This window comes from Priestia sp. YIM B13486 (genome assembly GCF_042787865.1).
GTDB lineage: Bacteria > Bacillota > Bacilli > Bacillales > Bacillaceae_H > Priestia > Priestia megaterium.
Genome location: NZ_JBHZOZ010000001.1, coordinates 515,116 through 534,028 on the forward strand (window position 1 = coordinate 515,116; position 18,913 = coordinate 534,028).

Sequence of the window (18,913 nt, forward strand, 5' to 3'; positions counted from 1 at the left end):
AATAGAGCGGGTTTCCCCGCTCTATTTCATTTCACTTTTGGAAGCATTAACTGCTTATTTTCGCGTGATTCTTTATATAATACAATTGTATTTCCAATCACTTGTACAAGCTCTGCTTTCGCTCCTTTTGTTAATCGAGCAGCAACCGTGTCACGATCTTCGTCACAGTTTTGCAGAATGCTTACTTTTAATAATTCTCTTGCTTCTAATGCATCAGCAATTTGACCAATCATATTTTCATTGACTCCACCTTTTCCTACTTGGAAAATTGGATTTAAATGATGTGCTTTTGAACGTAAAAAACGTTTTTGTTTACCTGTTAACATAAAAACCTCCGTTGTATCTTATCTCTTAGTTAGTGTTGAAAGAACAATGTGTTCCATTGCCTCTTCGTCAGGACGGACGTTCGTCCACTTTTCAAATGCAAGTGCACCTTGCAGTACAAACATACCGACACCGTTATGAGTGCCTGCCCCTTTTGCTTCAGCCTCTTTTAAAAGCTTTGTTTTTAAAGGGTTGTAAATAATATCGCTGACTACGGCTTCTTTTTGCAATAAAGTAAGTGCTAATGGCAGCTCATCCACGTTAGGGTACATTCCCACTGAAGTGGTATTAATAATAATATCGAATGTATCTAATTGTTTTTCTGCATCAGAAATAGACATCGCCGCTGTTTTCGTCGAAAAAGGCAGCTCGTTAGCTAATACAGCTGCTTTTTCGGCGGTACGATTGCATATCGCAATTACCTCAGGAGCATGCTGAGCTGCAATTGTATAAAAAATAGCTTTTGCAGCTCCTCCAGCTCCAATAATTAAAATTCTTTTTTGGGATAAGCTTCCTTCTACTGCTTTGAGCAAAGACGTCACATACCCCTCGCCGTCGGTATTGTATCCAATATAACGGCCATCTTGATTAACAACTGTATTTACAGCGCCAATTGCCTTTGCTAATGGATCGACTTCATCCAAATGCTTCATAATATCAACTTTATAAGGAATCGTGACATTAAATCCTTGAATGTTTTTATCTTTTAGCTCTCCAATGGCTGACTCAAAATGAACAGGTTCAATTGGAAAAGCTTCATAATGAGCATCCATATTCAGACGTTTAAAGGCATCATTTTGCATCAATGGCGATAGTGAATGCCCAAGCGGATAACCAACTAGCCCATATAATGTACTCAAGATTTTTTCCCCTTTTTGTTTAAATTAAAGAATCGCGCACAAATACGCCGACTCCTTTTGGTGCATGCGCCACAACTTTTGAACCTGACTCATTAACCGTCACCCAGCCCAGCCCTGAAAAAACAATATCCGTTTTTTCATTTTTTATTGTAAATTCATGTGCAACCAGTTCAGGAAACTCATCCATTTGCTCTGGGCGCGGCGGCTGAAGCAGTTCACCTGCTTGCTTTTCATACAACTCATCTGCTTTTTCAAGCTTCGTACGATGGATATGCAAATCGTTCGATACATAACATGTTAATGACTTGCGGCCCCCCTGTACATAATCTAAGCGCGCCAGTCCTCCGAAGTATAACGTTTGCCCTTCATTTAGCTGATAAACCTTCGGCTTTATTTCTTTTTTAGGAGAAATCAGCTTTAAGTCTCGTTTATCTACATAGTGAGCCATTTGATGGTGATTAATAATACCAGGCGTATCATATAGAGATGCGCCGTTATCAAGCGGGATATCAATCATATCCAGCGTTGTGCCCGGATATTGAGATGTAGTAATAATATCTTTTTCTCCCGTTACTTCTTTAATAATGGCATTAATAAATGTTGATTTACCAACGTTTGTACATCCCACAACATATACATCTTTACCTTCGCGATAATGTTCAATGGCTTCGGCAATTTCTCGAATTCCTTGTCCTTTTTGCGCACTCATGAGGAACACATCCACTGATTTTAGCCCAAGCTCTTTCGCTTCTCGCTTCATCCAATGAATTAGTTTATTTTTCTTTATAGACTTTGGCAGTAAATCTGCCTTATTTCCCACTAAAAGGACCTTGTTATTTCCAACAAATCGATGCAAACCAGGTAACCAGCTGCCGTTAAAGTCAAAGATATCTACAACTTTTACAACTAAACCGTCCGTTTGACCAATTCCATTTAAGATTTTTAAAAAATCATCATCTGTTAAGGAAACATCTTGTACTTCATTATAATGCTTCAAGCGAAAGCATCGCTGGCAAATAATAGCTTCTTTTTCTAGTGCTGATTTTGGAGCATAACCAAGTTCATTTGGTCGTTCTGTTTGAATCTCCACTCCGCATCCTACGCACTGTAATTTTTCTTCACTCACGTTTTAATCCTCCCAGTTAATCATACCTTTTCGTTTCATCCAACCTAGAATTCTTCGTTCCATTTTACGGTTAAATTTCGTTACAAATCCATCTGTTTGCGCAACTGGTACAACCAAAACCGTATATACGCCGAGACGATTTCCTCCTAATACATCCGTTAAAAGCTGGTCACCAATCACTACAACCTCATCTTTTTGCAGCTCCATATCACGAAGAGCTCTTCTAAATGCTTTACGCATCGGTTTGCGTGCTTTATATACAAATGGAAGTCCAACTGGATCTGAAAACAGCTTGACTCGTTTCTCCACATTATTCGATACAATCGTAATTTTAATTCCACTATCTTTCATTAACTGAAACCACTCAATTAATTCCGGAGTGGCATCAGGGCGATCCCATTCCACCAACGTGTTATCTAAGTCGGTAATAATTCCTTTTATTCCGCGCTCTTTCAAATCGTCTGGCTTAATTTGAAACACGTTTTTCACATGTTCATTTGGTAAAAAAAGTTTCAACACGTATCATGCACCTCGAATATATAGTTACATACTAAAATTAACGCCGTCTATCATTATAACGACTTCTTGTTATTTTCCAACCTAAAATTTTATTCTCTTCAAAAACAGGTCTTTTCTTAGTATAAAGGATATGCCTTGTGAATGCTTTAACTTTATACAGAAAGTTATTGACAAAAGGTAGCAAACCTCTATTTGTTCGGAGGCTTACGATATATTCACCCTCTGCAAACTTAAAATAAAAAATAGTGCAGAAAACGTTTATTACTGATCAAATAGGGTAAGTGGTAAACAAATTCTGTTAAAAGTTTTCGACAAAAAATGATAAGCCTAATTATGTGGATAAGTTTATACACATTATCCTCTGTTATAGTTCAGCAATTAATGGTAATTATAAACAACATACCCACATTTTATCCACCGAAAGCTGTGGATAACAGAACGATTGTTCCTTTATTTGATTCATGTTAGATTATAAATAAGGAATTTATTAGCATTTAAATATAACTTTTTAGGATATTTATTTTAGTAGGAGGTGGCGGCAATCTTATGAGAAAATTATCAGATGAGCTGCTTATTGAATCATACAGCAAAGCAACCGAACTGCAATTAAGCCCTGATTTTATAAAATTAATTGAAGAGGAAATTGAAAGAAGATCATTAAAGATTAGCATACAAATTCCTTCTTAACGAATAAAAGAGCCTTCTTAATAAAAGAAAGCTGCATCTTCATTTATCTATCTACTCTTTTATTATATAGGCTCTATTTTTTCAAATGAGCAATTGGTTCTCCATACTTTACATAAGAACCTGAGTGGACGTTAGAATCAAAAGTGATTGAGTTCTTCTCAAATAATAAAATGACAGTCGAACCAAACGTGAAGTAAGCCATTTCTTCCCCTTTTTCGACTACTTCTTTTTTAGAAACCGCTTCAATGCTGTTGATAAACATGGCTCCTACTTTTACCATCAGCATGTGACCATTTTCAAATGTTAACTCCGTGAGCTTCCGGAAATTTTTCACCAGCGGTTCTTTTCCGTACTTGATTCCTAATGAATTTACTGGATAAGACTTTTGTCCAACGGTCCACGTATTCCCCACTTGGGCTTTAAGAGGACTGTGAATACGATGATAGTCTTTCGGACTAAGATAGAGAATAATAAACTGTCCCTCTATATATTTTTCAAGAATGAGATCATTTGAAACCATTTCCTGTATAGAATAAGGTTTGTTTTTTACAATCATTTCTTTTTGAGGCGTAATGACTCCATATGCTTCTATCTTTGCATCTACAGGACTGACAACGCTGTCTTTCTGCTGATCGACCGGACGGGCAGAAGGATTCAAACGGCGAATAAATAGCTCGTTTAAGGTTTGATAGTGATGCAGAGGCTTGTCCATTTCTTCTTTATTTACTTTAAAAACTTTTGTATAGGAGGGTATAACAAACCGACTCCATTTAGAGAAAGTGAATTTCCGAATGAGCTTCGATGATCCTTGATGATTCGTAAGCTCAATAAACGTTCGATACAGGTGCTGCAACAATAATTTTACCTCCACATACTGAATAGTTCTTTACTAGAATAAGGTTTGCGTCTACAATGAAATTACCATTATTTTTACCTTTAGTTCATTCCATCCTTTAAAGGAGTGAGGAAATTGTTTTTATTAGACTATCTAGATCATACAATTAAAAAGCTGAGATCCCAAGCGGCAAACTCCTTAACGATTGTTAATTTAAGTTTAGGAAGCTTTGCTATTTTATTTGTCATGAAAAATGAATTGAGCTTAAGTTTATTACTGATTTTTTTAGCAGCGTTAGCAGACCGATTCGACGGCATGGTAGCCAGAAAGCTGCAAATTGAATCTGAACTTGGAAAACAACTGGACTCCATGTGCGATATTATATCATTTGGCATCGCTCCAGCTCTACTACTTTATCAAAGTATTTTGTCTCACTTTGGTGCTGCAGGTTCAATTGTTACCATCTGTTACATTGCTTGCGGAGCACTTCGTCTTGCTCGCTTTAACATCACAGAAAATACTGGGTATTTTACAGGGCTCCCTATTACCGCAGCAGGTTGTTTATTAACTCTTAGCTACTTGGGCGTCCCTTATTTGCCTTCACACTTTTATATGTTTTTAATTATCGTACTCGCTTGCTTGATGATTAGTACTTTCAAGCTAAAAAAAGTGTAGAGCTCCATTTACTTTTGCAGAGGAATATTATCGTCTTGCTTCTTTTCTTAATTATAGAATAAATCATCTTCTTTAAGAAACAAAGCGAAAATTCCTTAAGAATTCTTAAGAATGAATGGTTCTATTCGGTAGGATATGTCATCTAAAAAAACTCATGCACATGCATGAGTTTTTTTAACACCAGCAGCTAAAAAACCAATAGAAGCTTCCGAAAATTAATAACAGGACAAACAGAACAATCAACAATCCAAGTCCCCAGCCGAAGCCTCCTCCACATGGGTAAGCTGGATAATTAGGATAACAGCAGCCTCCGTAACCGTACATACTTTCCCTCCTTACACTATGAACTACTACTAGCGTATGTACATACTTTTTTCTCTGTATAGGCTGGTAACTATCTATAAAGAAAAATCTGTGGACTTTTTCAAACTCTCTTGTCCCCGGGGGGAATTTTAAACGTACAGGCAAAGACATCCTTCTTTTTACATATAGTGTAATGTTAGTCTCTCACAAGTTGATATCCCCTTATGGAGGTGAAGAGATGTCTGCATTATTTACCGCACTAGGCTATTTCTTTAAAGAATTGGTTTTCCTTGTTTCCTACGTAAAAAACAATGCCTTTCCTCAACCCTTGTCTGCTGCTGAAGAAAAGAGATATTTATCTTTAATGGAACAAGGAGATCAAGAAGCGCGAAACCTTCTTATCGAACACAATCTCCGGCTCGTTGCGCATATTGTTAAAAAGTTTGAAAACACGGGAGAGGATGCGGAAGATTTAATTTCAATTGGGACAATCGGTTTAATTAAAGCAATCGAAAGTTATTCGCAAGGAAAAGGAACAAAATTAGCTACTTATGCCGCACGATGTATTGAAAATGAAATATTGATGCACTTGCGAGCGCTCAAAAAAACAAAAAAAGATGTGTCTCTCCATGATCCAATTGGCCAGGATAAAGAAGGAAATGAAATCAGTTTAATTGATGTATTAAAATCAGAATCAGACGATGTAATTGATATGATTCAACTAAATATGGAATTAGAAAAAATAAAAGAATACATCGATATTCTCGATGATCGGGAAAAGGAAGTAATTGTTGGTCGCTTCGGTTTGGATCTGCAGGATGAAAAAACCCAGCGAGAAATTGCAAAAGAATTAAATATTTCAAGAAGTTATGTTTCGCGAATTGAAAAGCGAGCGCTGATGAAAATGTTTCACGAATTTTACAGAGCCGAAAAAGAGAAAAAAAAGAGCGGAAAGAAGGAGAATTAATCCTTCTTTCCGCTCTTTTTTTAAAATAATTTCCAAATAATAATCCGTAGCAAACACATCATTACTCCCCCTACTAATCATTTAGGTGGAATCTTTCTCCACAAGCAGCCATACAACGATATATCCTTTTTGATTAATCATCATTCATCCACTCCTTTCCACTGTTCAAATTAGAAATGACGGTAAAACTCATACTTGCGGTCTTTTATTTCTTCTTCTAATTGTCTTACATACTGTTCATGCTTAATTTCTGCCTCAGAGTATTGACGAGACTTTATGGTAATAGTTAAAAAGAAAATGTTCAGTGTCATTACAATCACCTCCTTATACACAAAAAAGCCACAGTAATGCATAAGCATCCTGTGGCTGAAAAATAATAAAAACCACAGGGCTACTATTCGCACCTGTGGTGAATTAACGTGTTTTAATGATCAAAGTAAGAAAGTTACTTGATACAGGAACACGGCCGAATAGTATACGTATATAGACGATTTTTGAACATAGTTGAAACTGGATGACCCATAACTGATAAACGTCTTAACATATGACTCGACCTCCTTTTAATAAAGTATTTTCCTTACAATGGTAATTATATCCACAGACTCATAAAAAGTAAACTGTTTTTTTGAAAAATAGGGAATTTTTTTATTTTTTCAACCCTCATAAAAAAAAGACGATGTATGATCGTCTTTTTATATCTATTATTCTTTTTCTTTCATTAGTTCTTTTTTCAGTTTTTTAGTTTGATAACTAAAATAAAAGGCAAGAGTGGTAAAAAGAATAACGATGGCTTCCATTATTCCAAGCTGCATATCACTTTTTTCACCTTGGCCAATCATAACACCAATGTACAAGAATGTACTTACGGCTAGAAGGACGTAAATAAAGCGGCTGTAATCTTCAATTTTTGCTTTGATGCGTTGAGCTTTCATACAATCACCTTCTCAGTAGAATGTTATAACTCTACTCTATCATAGATCTATAGGTCTATAAAAATCCTATTTTTACCACCCTTATTTCAATGCCTCTTCTAAGTCTTCAATTAAATCTTCTACATCTTCAAGGCCTATAGAAATACGAATTAATCCATCTGTAATTCCTAGCTCTTTACGTCGGTCGCTCGGTATAGAAGCATGAGTCATTTTAGAAGGAATGGAAATAAGGCTTTCAATGGCTCCTAAACTTTCTGCTAATGTAAAATACTTCACTTTGCTCAGTACTTGTTCCGCTTTCTCTTCGCTTCCCACATCAAAAGAAACCATTCCTCCAAAACCTCTTGCCTGCTTTTTAGCAATGAGGTGGTTTGGATGGGTTTTTAATCCTGGATAATATACTTTTGTAACAGCAGGATGAGCAAGTAAAAATTCTACTATTTTCCCAGTGTTGAATTCATGTTCTTCCATTCGTATTCCTAATGTTTTAATCCCTCTCATCAAAAGCCAAGAATCTTGAGGTCCCAAAATGCCTCCAGTCGCATTTTGAATAAAATGAAGGTCTTCTGCCAATTTAGACGAATTCACAACGGCTAGCCCTGCTACAACGTCACTGTGGCCGCCTAGATACTTAGTTGCACTGTGCAGAACGATATCCGCACCTTTTTCGATAGGGTTTTGCCAATACGGGGTACTGAATGTGTTATCAACGATGGTAAGTAAATGATGCTGTTTAGCTACTGAAGAAGCCTGCTGCAAGTCAGTAATTTTTAGGAGAGGATTCGTGGGAGTCTCGATATAAATAGCTTTTGTGTTGGGGCGAATTTCTTTCTTAATATTTTCGATGTCGCTTGTATCAATAAAAGTAGCTTCAATGCCAATACGGCTCAGCACTTTTGTAATCACTCGGTACGTTCCTCCGTAAACGTCATCTGTAATTAGCACATGATCTCCGCTGTTAAACAGCATGAATACAGCAGTAGTAGCTGCCATACCAGATCCAAACGCAAACCCAGCATATCCTCCTTCAATTTCTTTGATAAGTTCTTCTAAGGCGTGGCGTGTAGGGTTACCGGTTCTAGAATATTCGTATCCCGTATGTTTCCCAGCTCCCTCTTGTTTATAAGTGCTCACTTGATAAATAGGAACAGAGACAGCACCCGTCTGTTCATCGCCAACAATTCCACCATGAATTAACTGTGTTTTACGTTTCATCTTATCTTCCTCCACTGTAAATATTTTTACTTAAGTACCGTTCGCTGCTATCGGGAAAAATAGTGACAATATGAGCGCCTTTTTCTGCATTTTTTGCTTCGAGCAGGGCTGCTTCAAAGGCTGCTCCCGAAGAGCTCCCTACTAGTAACCCTTCTTTTAAAGCCAGCTCTTTCACTCTTTGAAAAGCATAAACATCTTCAACAGTATGAATAGCATTAAAATAAGACCGCTCCATATAATCAGGGATGAACTCCATTCCAATTCCTTCAGTTAAGTGAGGGCCGGATTTCCCTCCGTTTAAAATCGAACCTTCTGGCTCTACAATGACTGTTTTTAGAGAAGGATTTTTTCCTTTCAAAAATTTTGCTGTACCCATGAATGTTCCACCTGTACCTGCTCCAGCCACAAACACGTCGATTTTTCCATCAAGCTGTTCATATATTTCTGGCCCTAAGGTTTTGTAATAAGTCATAGGATTGGCCGGATTAGCAAACTGCTGAGGACAATAAGAACCAGGTATTTCACGCAGCAGCTCTTGAGCCTTGTTTATAGCACCTTTCATACCAGCTTCAGTAGGTGTTTGAACCACCGTTGCCCCCAAAGCCTTCATAAGCTGCTGTTTTTCAATACTGAATTTTTCTGGAACACATAGTATAACGTTTATTTCGTGCTGAAGAGCAGCTAAAGCCAGCCCAATCCCCGTATTTCCAGCAGTAGGCTCAACCACCGTTCCGCCTCGATTCAGTCTTCCAGAGCTAAGAGCTTCTTTCAGCAGTTCTTTTCCTAAACGATCTTTTACACTTCCTCCTGGATTAACATATTCCAGTTTAGCAAATATCCTGATTTCTCTGGGTAAATCAAATTGTGTAATCTCAATCATAGGTGTGTTTCCAATCAATTCATGAACGTTTTTGGCTACCTTCATAAGCTTGAACACCTCGCTATCGAATAATATAACTTAACCTATAAATAAAGTCGGAATTAAGGTAAAAATATAGTCTACACCCCATGTTATGATAAACGATGCAGAGTGTAGACGAAAACAAACTCTATATTTTACGAACAGCTTATTTTAATTTTGTAATAAAATTCAATACTAATTTCGTTGAATTAACAGCTGCTTTTTCTAAAAATTGCTCAAAAGAAACATTTGATTCTTTGCCGGCGATGTCAGAAAGAGCACGAAGAATAACAAACGGTACGCCAAATTGATAGCATACTTGAGCAACAGCCGCCGCTTCCATTTCAGCTGCATACAGGTCTGGAAACTTAGAGCGAACAAACTCTACGCGCACAGGATCGTTCATGAACGAATCACCTGTAGCAATTAGCCCTTTTACAATTTTCATATCCGTTACTTCAAGAGCGCTTTCTTCAGCAAGACGAACTAGTTTTTCATCTGCTTTAAAAGCTGCAGGCAAGTTTGGTACTTGACCGTATTCATAGTTGAATACCGTTACATCTACATCATGATGACGAACTTCTGTTGAAATAACCGCATCTCCTACGTTTAACTCCGGATGGAAGCCGCCTGCTGATCCTGTATTAATAACGTAATCAGGTTTGAACTTCTCTAGTAAGATGGCTGTAGATAACGCAGCATTTACTTTTCCAATACCTGATTTTAATAATACAACCTCCACACCGCTGATTGTTCCTGTCGAGTATTCACATCCTGCGATTACTGTTTCTTGACGATTTTCAATTTTATCGCGTAAAATCGTCACTTCTTCTTCCATTGCTCCAATGATTGCTACTTTCATTTTAAAACCTCTTTCTACTATTGTTTCGTTGCCTCCAATACCCACACAAAGTGATTAAATTGTGTAAAGGTTATGTGAAAACCATTGCTTTCAAAGATTTGCTTTAAGACGGGAATCGTTGTATAGTATTCCCTCTCTAGATCTTCTGCTAGTTGCGTATACCCTTTGTGTTTTGCCTGAACAATGGTATCAGCAAATGAATCCGCTGTTTCAAACATTGTATCAGCAAACACTATTTTACCACCGGTTTGAAGTAACTTTCCATAGTTTATCACAGCTTCTTCTTTTTCTTTATCTGTTAAATGATGAAAAGCATACGTACTAACTAAGCTCTCTGCTGGAAACAATGATGTATCAAATTGTAAAAAGTCTCCTGGTGTGACTAAAACATCTGCCCCTAATTTCTGGTGTGCCAATTGTCTCATTGGTACTGAAGGTTCAATTCCTACTACAGTCAGTTCTTTTTCTAACAGTTTTTTTGTTAAGTTTCCAGTCCCTGTTCCAAATTCTATCACATGCCCTATTGAACGGTCTGCTACATGCTCTAAGATTTCATTATAATTGCGAAACACTTCTCTATACTGTTCATCTTTCCCGCTTACCGATGCATCATATTCATTCGCCCACTTTTCAAAGATATCTAAAAACTCTAGACCCATAAAAAACGCCTCCTTATAACTAATAATTCTTATGGATATAGTATGTTTTTGGCTATCGTTTGTTCTTCATTTACAAATATTTTAAGCTTTTAACTTTCTATTTGCTATACTATAGTAATGAGGTAAGGAGGTCGTAAGATGAATTTTGAATTTGAAATGATTGAAGATAAAATAGAATTTTTTGAAGCGCCTGATGTTAAAATGCTTGAGAAACAAATTGCGGAAAAAATTGATCAAAATAAAGCGATTTTGCTTGAGGTTCATAGCGTATCTCATCAAATGTCTGTGGACTATGAACAAGGTAAAAAACTGTACTCTGCGGTTGTTCATTTCAAATTAAAAAAGCAGCGCTAGCGCGCTGCTTTTCTTATTGAAGCTTATCCACTACTGCGGGCTTCCAGCCTTCTCCATCTACCCATTCAATTTGAACGCGGTATTTTGTTGATGAGTTGCCTTTAGGACTAACCGTAGCTACCGCTTTACCTACGCCACCGTTATTCCCTAAACGCCATACGGTCATATTGCTTGGGCTAATGCCTGACCCTTCGCCTACAGCTTTTAGCATTTCGTTCCAATCCGTTGATCCTTTTTTATAAGTTGCTGCAGGTGCATCTTGTGACGTACCTACTGAATCCCATGAAGGATCTACCTTGCGTTCTGCCACGCCAGGCTCTGGATTTTTCTCTACTTCAGCCTGTGAATCTGAATCATTTGATTCTTCATCTGTTGCTTGATCATCTTCAGAGCTTTGGTCATCTTCAGAACTTTGATCGTCTGTTGCTTGATCATCTGTTGCTTGATCATCTTTCGAAGAATCATCGTCTTTTTTAGCCGTCTTGTCCGTTTTTTGGTCATTTGTTTGCGGATTGTTTTGAGTTGTTTCCGCTTGGTTATCCGATTTATCCTTGTTTCCAAGAATCATCGTACCACCGACAAATACAATTAAAACTGCTACGACAGCAATTAACAGATTATATAATCGGTTTACTTTTTTTTCTTTGTTTTCGTGTCTTGAAGAACGATTGTTATTCATTGCTACAATTTCCTCCAACTTTTATAATGCTTTATTCTAACATGTGTTTTCTTATACATGAAGCATCAAAATTTATTTGAAGTATATTTGTAATATTTTTTACAAATTCTTCTTGTTTTAACGTGTATTTAAATCATACATCCCTTTAACAATATCATAAAATACGCTGTTTGTGGGAGATATCGCACTTTTTGTATTTAAATCCACTACTACCATTGCATATTTTGGATCATCTGCAGGAAAGTAACCCGCAAACCATTTATTGACGATATCTTCTTTCACATTGATTTCAGCAGTTCCTGACTTTCCTGCCACTTCATAAGGAAGCGTTTGAAATCTTCTTCCTGTTCCTTTTTCGCTCTGTACGACACCTTTTAAAAGCTGTTGCATAGAAGCAGCTGTGGCTTTATTAATGGTATCTCCTTTTAACCCGTGCTCTTTAAACGTATACAATGACGTGTTGTTTTTATACTCTAGCGCATCTACAGCTTTTACCTGTTTCTTTTCTCCTCCGCGTGCAATTGTCGCCATCATATTTGCTACTGCAAGCGGAGTCACTTTTACATCAAGCTGTCCAATTGCCGTTTGAGCTACAGCATTTGGTACTTTCTTTTCTCTTTCATTTGTCCAAACTCTTCCCGATTTTTCTCCTAAAAACTGCTTAAAATGTTCAAAGTGAAACACATCACCCGTCCATCCTACAGGCTGAATAAGCCCTAACTTATCGGCATATTGTTCAAGGATATTCGGATTAGATATTATCATTTCTTTTGCTAGCTGTGCAAACGTTGCATTACAACTTTGCGCGAAGCTTTCTTCAAACGTCAGCTGCCCTTTTTGATGATCTTCTTCTACATTATTGCCATAAATACTTTTATCGCAGTTATAGGTAAAAGAAGGCTGAATTTTATTTTGTTCAAGCGCTGCAGCTGCTGTTACGGTTTTAAATATAGATCCAGGAGTTTGTGGCGTCAGCAAACGATTTTCTACGCTGTCTGAACCATTTTGCTTTTTAAATGGATCTTTCTTATTAATCGAAGGCCTGCTGGCCATCGCAATTACTTTATTGTTTTTTATATCAATTAAGACGGCTCCTCCGTCTTTTAACTTATAATGATTTAATGTATTCTCTACTAGCTCCTGAGCAGACAAATCAAGCGTCGTACGCACACTGACTGGATAATACGGGTTAGCTGTGCCCGTGTATTTTACATCGATGCCAAACATAGGCCCACCTAGGCGATCAACATGATAAAGGAGCTTAGACTCCTGTTCCGGCAGCAAAAACTCGTCAAAAGCCCTCTGCATCCCTGAGATACCTACAGGCGTAGTTGATTTAATTGCTCCATTTTTTAATTTGTCACTATACTTCTCTTCAATTATTTGTTTGCTTTGTGCCTCTAGTCCGATTAAATGTTCAGCAAGAGGAACTGGACGCTCATCTTTTAGAGGAATTCCAAATACGCCAGGTACCTTTAATGCATTTATTTTTTCGACTTGTGCATGGGATAATTCTTTTGTAATAACAACCGGTGTTTTAGCATTCGCTAGTCTGTTCGTTAGTTCCTTTGGTTGCATTCCCACGATTTCACTTACTTGCTGAACAGGCCACTTCATTTTTTCTAAAAATGGAAACAGGACTAAGCGATTATGGGTGATAGATGTTAAAGACTGTCCATTTTTATCTTCAAATTTCCCTCGCCCGTCATCTACCACCATTTCCTGCGTACGCTGTTTTACGCTTCCTTCAATTAAGTTAATCTTTTTGTCAGTAAAAGATTCTGTGCTGACAAGCTGAAGTTGAACAAGCCGTGCTCCCAGTCCACTAATTAATAATAAAATAAAAATAAGAGTAATATAAATTCGCTTGTGAATTATTTTCATGACTACACCTCACTCTTTACAAGTGTCGACGTTGCCATTACTTTTAAAACCATTATCTTAAGAAATATTCATTCTTTTTTTCGTTTCACAAAAAAACTTGCTGATTCAGCAAGTTTTTATTATTAATTTTCTGTTAAAAATTGTTGAGTTGTTCTTAGCTTTCCTATTTTCGGAAAGATGTAAGAAAGAGTTGCTTCATGCTCTTCTTTTGTAAATGTCGCCATGGCATCCGTGATAAAAATTTGGTTATACCCATACTGAAATGCTTCACGAGCTGTGCTTTCCACACCAATATTTGTTGCAATTCCGCAAAGGACAATTGTATCAATTCCTCTTCGGCGAAGCTGAAGGTCTAAATCTGTCCCAAAAAAGGCTCCCCACTGACGTTTTGTCACAATATAATCATTCTCTTGAACATTAAGTCTTGGATCGAATTCCGCCCAGTCTGCACGTCTTTCTTGAGGAGCAGATGGCTTTTGATCCGTTTCTGGCGTCAACGCATCTTTTCCATCTTGAAAATCTACTCGTACAAAACTAATAAATCCATTTTGTTCGCGGAAACGATTCACAAGCTGAACAGATTTCTCCACAATTTCGTCTCCTCCAATTGGAACAATCCCTTTTTGTAAATCAATTAAAACAAGCGCTGTTTTAGCAAAATCGATATCTTTCATTTTCATCTTTCCTTTCTTACATATCTTTTCTATTCTCTCCGCTTTTTAAAATCATATAAAAAAAGCTGACGCGTGTCAGCTTTTTTACTTACGAGCATTCAGTAGAACGCTTCCAACCAAATGTTTTACTTAACAGATACAATTTTCACTGACATATCTCCACCAGGAGTTTGAACAGTTACTTGATCTCCAATTTGTTTGCCCATTAGACTTTTAGCAATTGGCGAATCATTTGAAATTTTCCCTTCAAACGGATCTGCTTCTGCACTACCTACAATTGTATACGTTTCTTCGTCACCATCTGGCAGCTCTACAAATGTTACAGATTTACCTAATGATACAATAGAAGAGTTTTCTACATCTTCTTCAATAATTTTCGCATTGCGAATCATATTTTCAAGCGTTGTAATACGGCCTTCTACGAAAGCCTGCTCGTCTTTTGCAGAATCGTACTCAGAGTTCTCCGATAAATCTCCAAAACTGCGGGCGATTTTGATACGCTCTACAACTTCTTTACGTTTTACTGTTTTTAAATATTCTAGCTCTTGCTCTAGCTTTAGCTTTCCTTCTTCTGTCATTGGAAATACTTTTTCTTGTGCCATAATCCCTTCACTCCTTCTTGAACTCAAAATCTCTAGTGTATACAGTCCATTTCTGTATGTACAAAAAATTTTCCACTCTGTGGAAAAATCAGTTAATAGAGAAATGACAGCTTCAAAACAGAAGCTGCTCGTTTCTCTATTCTTTATAATGTTTGTGTTTAGTTAGCAGAATATGTCTGCATTGTCTTCAAAAAAATTCCTGCATCTATGCTATGTTATTATAAAATGGCATTTTGTTCAAGAATTGTTTGAATTTTAGTGACCATCAAATCAATCGCTACGTGGTTTTGACCGCCTTCAGGAATGATAATATCTGCATAACGTTTTGTTGGTTCAACAAACTGATTATGCATCGGGCGAACGACAGATACGTATTGATCAACAACTGACTCAAGCGTACGCTCTCGTTCTTTAATATCACGAAGCATACGACGAATGATACGAAGATCCGCATCTGTATCTACGTATAGCTTGATATCCATTAAATTACGCAAGCGCTGATCTTCTAGTACAAGAATACCTTCTAAGATAATAACATCTTTTGGTTCTTCTCTAATTACCTTTTCAGAGCGCGTATGAATTGCGTAATCATATACCGGTTTGTCAATGCTCTCATAATTTAATAAGTTTTGCAAGTGTTCAATCAGCAAATCATTATCAAATGCTAAAGGATGATCGTAGTTTGTTTGCAAACGCTGTTCAAACGGCACATCGCTTTGATCTTTATAATAATAGTCTTGCTCAAGAAGCATAATAGAATGCCCTTTAAAATATTCATAAATAGCTTTGGTTACAGTTGTTTTACCAGAACCGGATCCACCAGCGATACCGATTACAACGGGCTTTTTCCCCATTTTATATTTAAATCCCCTTTCGCATCATGTTATATGAAAATAGAGGTTGGTCCACTTTAAATTTCACAATTTGCAGCGGATGACGCGCAGCATCTAGTTCATTGCCATCTTCGTCCCAAATTTTATCTATTTTTTGCGTAAAGTTTTTAATTTCCGGACCGAAAAATTCCACTTCTTCTCCCGGTTTAAAATAGTTACGCTGTTGCAGTGTCACGATGCTTGTTTCTTCATCATAATTCAATACTAAACCAGCAAAATCAAATTTTGTTTTCTTGCCGTGTACGCCAAACATTTGCTCATCTACTCCAGGAACTCCTTCAAAAAAGGCAGGAGCCGTATCGCGGTTTGCACATTTGTCTAGCTCATCAAGCCATTCTTTTTGAATCACAAAATTCTCAGGATCTGCACAGTATGCGTCAATCACCTTGCGATACACGCTCACCACTGTTGCGATATAGTGAATCGACTTCATACGTCCTTCAATTTTTAAGCTATCAATACCCAGCTCAATCATTTGAGGGATAGATTGAATTAAATTTAAGTCTTTTGGACTCATTGCAAACGGATCGTCTTGCTCATCAAATAAAGCCGTTTCCGTTTTACCGTCTTCTACTTTAAATAAATCATAGTCCCAACGGCATGATTGACAGCAGCCTCCGCGGTTTGAATCACGCGCTGTCATATGGTTACTTAGCACGCAGCGGCCTGAATAGGCAATACACATCGCTCCGTGAATAAAAGCTTCAATTTCAATATCCACTTTTTCTTTCATTTCGCGCATTTCTTCAGCACCCGTTTCACGAGCAAGTACAACACGTTCTAATCCTTCTTCTTTCCAGAACTGAACGGCTTTCCAGTTTGAAAGTGATTGCTGCGTACTTAAATGTACTTCAAGCTTAGGTGCAACGCGTCGACAGGTTTCGATAATTAACGGATCAGCTACGATGATTCCAGAAACACCAGCGCGCTCTAATCCCATTAAATAATCTTCAAGTCCGTCCATATTTTCATTATGAGCAAAAATGTTTGTTGTAACATAAATACGTGCGCCGTATTTGTTTGCAAACTGAACACCTTCTGCCATTTCTTCAAATGTAAAGTTATCTGCATTTGAACGAAGGCCAAACTCTTTTCCTCCGATAAACACAGCATCTGCTCCATAGTGTACGGCAACTTTTAATTTTTCAAGGTTACCGGCTGGAGCTAACAACTCAGGCTTCTTAGTAATAACTCGTTTACCTTCTACTACAGTATCGATTTGAACAGCCATCGTTTGTACCTCCTTTGTTTATCTTTTTTTGCATACTTTTTAATATACCGTTTCTTTAAAGAAAAACCCTGTGTCTAACGGACGGTTAATCGGCTGCAAGCTTTCAATTTCTTCTAACAAATCGTCTTTAACGTTTTCGTATTCTTCACGGTCATCTACACATAAATCAATCGCTTGACGATATTTTTTTGTTACTTCTAAAATATATTGCGGTGACTTTAATACGCCGTCAATTTTGAATACATCTACTTCAGCATCAATCATTTCGGAAAGCTCATCGATAATGCACATATCATTTGGACTCATAATGTGCGTTCCATTTTCATCTTCGAAAATTGGATACTTATTGTTTCGCTCATTATCAAGTAAAAACATATCTTTTTCCACTTTACGATTTTCAATTTCCATGACTTTTCCTTGATACTCAAAGTAGTTGCCAAGAAGTGAACGTTTTGATTGGAACATGCACGTCATGCCATGCACCTGAACTTCAATTTCTACTTCGGCTTTTTCTTTGATATCAATGATGCTATCCATGCTTAGCTCACGAGCAAGAACTGCGCGCTTAGCTCCTTTACGCCCCCAGTAGTTACATGAATACCAGTTTGTGCCCGTTGTTTCAGTACTCCAGTGCATCTTCATTTCTGGAGCTGTTTCACGCACTGCCATCAATACAGCAGGATCTCCAAATACAATCGCATCCACGCTTGCTTCTTTTAAGAATAAAATATATTCATTTAGTTCGGCGATTTTATCATTGTGAAATAATCCGTTCATCGCTACGTAGACTTTTGCATTATGCTGATGAGAAATATTTACAGCTTCTACGATATCTTCACGTTTGAATTCACCTGCTAAACGCAAACCGTAGCGCTGTTCACCAACCATAATAGCTGTTGCTCCAGCTTGTAGTAATGATTCGATTTCTGAAACTGCAGTTGGTGTCACTAATAGTTCTGGTTTTTTCATTCTTGGTCACCTCTTTTAATACTAATCGCGATTCCGTCTCCAATAGGGAGAATAGTTGTATAATAATCGGGATGATTCATCAGCCACGTATTGTATGCCTGAATTTTTTTAATTAAGCTGCGGCGTCGACGTGTTTCTACTTCGGCCAAATCGGTCGCTACGTGACCTTTAAATAGTACGTTATCCGAAATAATCATTCCTTTAGAAGACAGCATCGGCTCATAATGTTCAAAAAAACGCTGATACTGACCTTTAGCTGCATCAATAAACACTGCATCATAAGGACCATGACGTTCAATCTCATCTCTAAGCTCTAGTGCATCTCCAAACAACGACACAATTTTATCTTGTTTTCCCGCCCGTTCAATAAATTCTTGCGCTTTTTGGTAACGCTCTTCATTTCGTTCTACCGTAACCACTCGTGCCTCTGGAAGCGCATGGGTCATTCGAATAGACGAATATGCAATCGCTGTTCCAATTTCTAATATATGTTTTGGCTGATGAAGACGAAGAATTTGCAATAGCGTTTCAACACCAATCAATTCCATAATCGGAACGTGATGTTCTTTTGCATAAGCTTCCATTTCTTCAATAAGCTCCTGGCGCTTAGGAATAAGCTTTTCCACATACTGCTCTACGTTTTGTAAAAGCAAAACACTTCCTCCGTTCTCAGAAGTACATTTTACATTATGTTTTCATAACGTTTTATTACTGCAAAATAGTAAGACAACTAGTCTATTATAAGTTTTTTTCGTTTTTACG

Annotated in this window: 24 protein-coding genes; 4 read left to right on the plus strand and 20 right to left on the minus strand. The window is 37.4% G+C overall.

Going from position 1 to position 18,913, the window contains the following annotated elements:
• Window positions 1-26: 26 nt before the first annotated feature.
• From yhbY to ACFX4G_RS02645, 4 genes are read right to left on the minus strand one after another with little or no spacing between them, the layout of a single operon-like run.
• A complete protein-coding gene (gene yhbY / locus ACFX4G_RS02630; RefSeq protein WP_043976166.1) occupies window positions 27-326 on the minus strand; it encodes a ribosome assembly RNA-binding protein YhbY in 300 nt (99 codons plus the stop codon).
• A gap of 18 nt (window positions 327-344) precedes the next feature.
• On the minus strand, window positions 345-1,184 hold the full coding sequence (gene aroE, locus ACFX4G_RS02635) for a shikimate dehydrogenase (RefSeq protein ID WP_080781554.1): 840 nt from the start codon (window positions 1,182-1,184) through the stop codon (window positions 345-347).
• Between the two features lie 19 nt (window positions 1,185-1,203).
• On the minus strand, window positions 1,204-2,310 hold the full coding sequence (gene yqeH / locus ACFX4G_RS02640; RefSeq protein WP_043976164.1) for a ribosome biogenesis GTPase YqeH: 1,107 nt from the start codon (window positions 2,308-2,310) through the stop codon (window positions 1,204-1,206).
• Window positions 2,311-2,313: 3 nt separating this feature from the next.
• Window positions 2,314-2,826: a YqeG family HAD IIIA-type phosphatase gene (locus ACFX4G_RS02645; RefSeq protein ID WP_013059263.1), complete on the minus strand. Its 513-nt coding sequence runs from the start codon at window positions 2,824-2,826 to the stop codon at window positions 2,314-2,316.
• Between the two features lie 549 nt (window positions 2,827-3,375).
• On the opposite strand from ACFX4G_RS02645, the gene ACFX4G_RS02650 reads away from it, so the two are divergent.
• Window positions 3,376-3,516, plus strand: coding sequence for a sporulation histidine kinase inhibitor Sda (locus tag ACFX4G_RS02650; protein WP_013059264.1), 141 nt, complete (start codon window positions 3,376-3,378; stop codon window positions 3,514-3,516).
• A 73-nt stretch (window positions 3,517-3,589) separates the two neighbouring features.
• On the opposite strand, the gene ACFX4G_RS02655 is transcribed toward ACFX4G_RS02650, so the two are convergent.
• Window positions 3,590-4,372 carry a phosphatidylserine decarboxylase gene (locus tag ACFX4G_RS02655; protein WP_377572782.1) on the minus strand — a complete coding sequence of 261 codons (783 nt, stop codon included), beginning with the start codon at window positions 4,370-4,372 and terminating at the stop codon, window positions 3,590-3,592.
• Between the two features lie 114 nt (window positions 4,373-4,486).
• Between ACFX4G_RS02655 and pssA the strand changes: the two genes are divergently transcribed.
• A complete protein-coding gene (gene pssA / locus ACFX4G_RS02660) occupies window positions 4,487-5,026 on the plus strand; it encodes a CDP-diacylglycerol--serine O-phosphatidyltransferase (RefSeq protein WP_377572784.1) in 540 nt (179 codons plus the stop codon).
• A gap of 174 nt (window positions 5,027-5,200) precedes the next feature.
• On the opposite strand, the gene ACFX4G_RS02665 is transcribed toward pssA, so the two are convergent.
• A complete protein-coding gene (locus ACFX4G_RS02665; RefSeq protein WP_014458166.1) occupies window positions 5,201-5,350 on the minus strand; it encodes a hypothetical protein in 150 nt (49 codons plus the stop codon).
• Between the two features lie 217 nt (window positions 5,351-5,567).
• Here ACFX4G_RS02665 and sigK point away from each other — a divergent pair, with 217 nt between their 5' ends.
• Complete coding sequence (gene sigK / locus ACFX4G_RS02670; RefSeq protein WP_013059268.1) at window positions 5,568-6,296, plus strand: RNA polymerase sporulation sigma factor SigK; 729 nt, start codon at window positions 5,568-5,570, stop codon at window positions 6,294-6,296.
• Window positions 6,297-6,466: 170 nt separating this feature from the next.
• Here sigK and ACFX4G_RS02675 read toward each other — a convergent pair whose 3' ends face one another.
• From ACFX4G_RS02675 to ACFX4G_RS02700, 6 genes are all read right to left on the minus strand, one after another.
• Window positions 6,467-6,607 (minus strand): YrzI family small protein, encoded by a 141-nt coding sequence (locus tag ACFX4G_RS02675; RefSeq protein ID WP_013059269.1) that lies wholly within the window; start codon window positions 6,605-6,607, stop codon window positions 6,467-6,469.
• Between the two features lie 390 nt (window positions 6,608-6,997).
• Window positions 6,998-7,228 (minus strand): YrhC family protein, encoded by a 231-nt coding sequence (locus ACFX4G_RS02680; RefSeq protein ID WP_377572786.1) that lies wholly within the window; start codon window positions 7,226-7,228, stop codon window positions 6,998-7,000.
• A gap of 81 nt (window positions 7,229-7,309) precedes the next feature.
• Window positions 7,310-8,443, minus strand: coding sequence for a bifunctional cystathionine gamma-lyase/homocysteine desulfhydrase (locus tag ACFX4G_RS02685; RefSeq protein WP_377572788.1), 1,134 nt, complete (start codon window positions 8,441-8,443; stop codon window positions 7,310-7,312).
• A gap of 1 nt (window position 8,444) precedes the next feature.
• Window positions 8,445-9,368 (minus strand): PLP-dependent cysteine synthase family protein, encoded by a 924-nt coding sequence (locus ACFX4G_RS02690; RefSeq protein ID WP_377572790.1) that lies wholly within the window; start codon window positions 9,366-9,368, stop codon window positions 8,445-8,447.
• Between the two features lie 142 nt (window positions 9,369-9,510).
• Entirely contained in the window at window positions 9,511-10,206 is a 696-nt protein-coding gene (mtnN, locus tag ACFX4G_RS02695) for a 5'-methylthioadenosine/S-adenosylhomocysteine nucleosidase (protein WP_028411671.1), read from the minus strand.
• A gap of 17 nt (window positions 10,207-10,223) precedes the next feature.
• Window positions 10,224-10,865: a class I SAM-dependent methyltransferase gene (locus ACFX4G_RS02700; RefSeq protein WP_377572792.1), complete on the minus strand. Its 642-nt coding sequence runs from the start codon at window positions 10,863-10,865 to the stop codon at window positions 10,224-10,226.
• Window positions 10,866-11,003: 138 nt separating this feature from the next.
• On the opposite strand from ACFX4G_RS02700, the gene ACFX4G_RS02705 reads away from it, so the two are divergent.
• A complete protein-coding gene (locus ACFX4G_RS02705; protein WP_013085082.1) occupies window positions 11,004-11,219 on the plus strand; it encodes a DUF2536 family protein in 216 nt (71 codons plus the stop codon).
• Between the two features lie 13 nt (window positions 11,220-11,232).
• Here ACFX4G_RS02705 and ACFX4G_RS02710 read toward each other — a convergent pair whose 3' ends face one another.
• The 8 genes from ACFX4G_RS02710 to ACFX4G_RS02745 form a co-directional block, all read right to left on the minus strand.
• The gene (locus tag ACFX4G_RS02710) at window positions 11,233-11,898 is read right to left on the minus strand and encodes a YrrS family protein (protein WP_013059276.1); all 666 of its coding nucleotides are present in this window, start codon (window positions 11,896-11,898) and stop codon (window positions 11,233-11,235) included.
• 117 nt (window positions 11,899-12,015) lie between these two features.
• A complete protein-coding gene (locus tag ACFX4G_RS02715; protein WP_097824619.1) occupies window positions 12,016-13,782 on the minus strand; it encodes a peptidoglycan D,D-transpeptidase FtsI family protein in 1,767 nt (588 codons plus the stop codon).
• A gap of 122 nt (window positions 13,783-13,904) precedes the next feature.
• The gene (locus tag ACFX4G_RS02720) at window positions 13,905-14,462 is read right to left on the minus strand and encodes an isochorismatase family protein (protein ID WP_377572794.1); all 558 of its coding nucleotides are present in this window, start codon (window positions 14,460-14,462) and stop codon (window positions 13,905-13,907) included.
• Window positions 14,463-14,581: 119 nt separating this feature from the next.
• Window positions 14,582-15,058 (minus strand): transcription elongation factor GreA, encoded by a 477-nt coding sequence (gene greA / locus ACFX4G_RS02725; protein WP_013059279.1) that lies wholly within the window; start codon window positions 15,056-15,058, stop codon window positions 14,582-14,584.
• Between the two features lie 218 nt (window positions 15,059-15,276).
• Window positions 15,277-15,912, minus strand: coding sequence for a uridine kinase (udk, locus tag ACFX4G_RS02730; RefSeq protein ID WP_013059280.1), 636 nt, complete (start codon window positions 15,910-15,912; stop codon window positions 15,277-15,279).
• Between the two features lie 7 nt (window positions 15,913-15,919).
• Window positions 15,920-17,182, minus strand: coding sequence for a peptidase U32 family protein (locus ACFX4G_RS02735; RefSeq protein ID WP_013059281.1), 1,263 nt, complete (start codon window positions 17,180-17,182; stop codon window positions 15,920-15,922).
• A 39-nt stretch (window positions 17,183-17,221) separates the two neighbouring features.
• Complete coding sequence (locus tag ACFX4G_RS02740; RefSeq protein WP_028410597.1) at window positions 17,222-18,151, minus strand: peptidase U32 family protein; 930 nt, start codon at window positions 18,149-18,151, stop codon at window positions 17,222-17,224.
• A complete protein-coding gene (locus ACFX4G_RS02745) occupies window positions 18,148-18,804 on the minus strand; it encodes an O-methyltransferase (protein ID WP_013059283.1) in 657 nt (218 codons plus the stop codon). The genes ACFX4G_RS02740 and ACFX4G_RS02745 overlap by 4 nt, the downstream gene beginning before the upstream one ends.
• Between the last annotated feature and the right edge of the window lie 109 nt (window positions 18,805-18,913).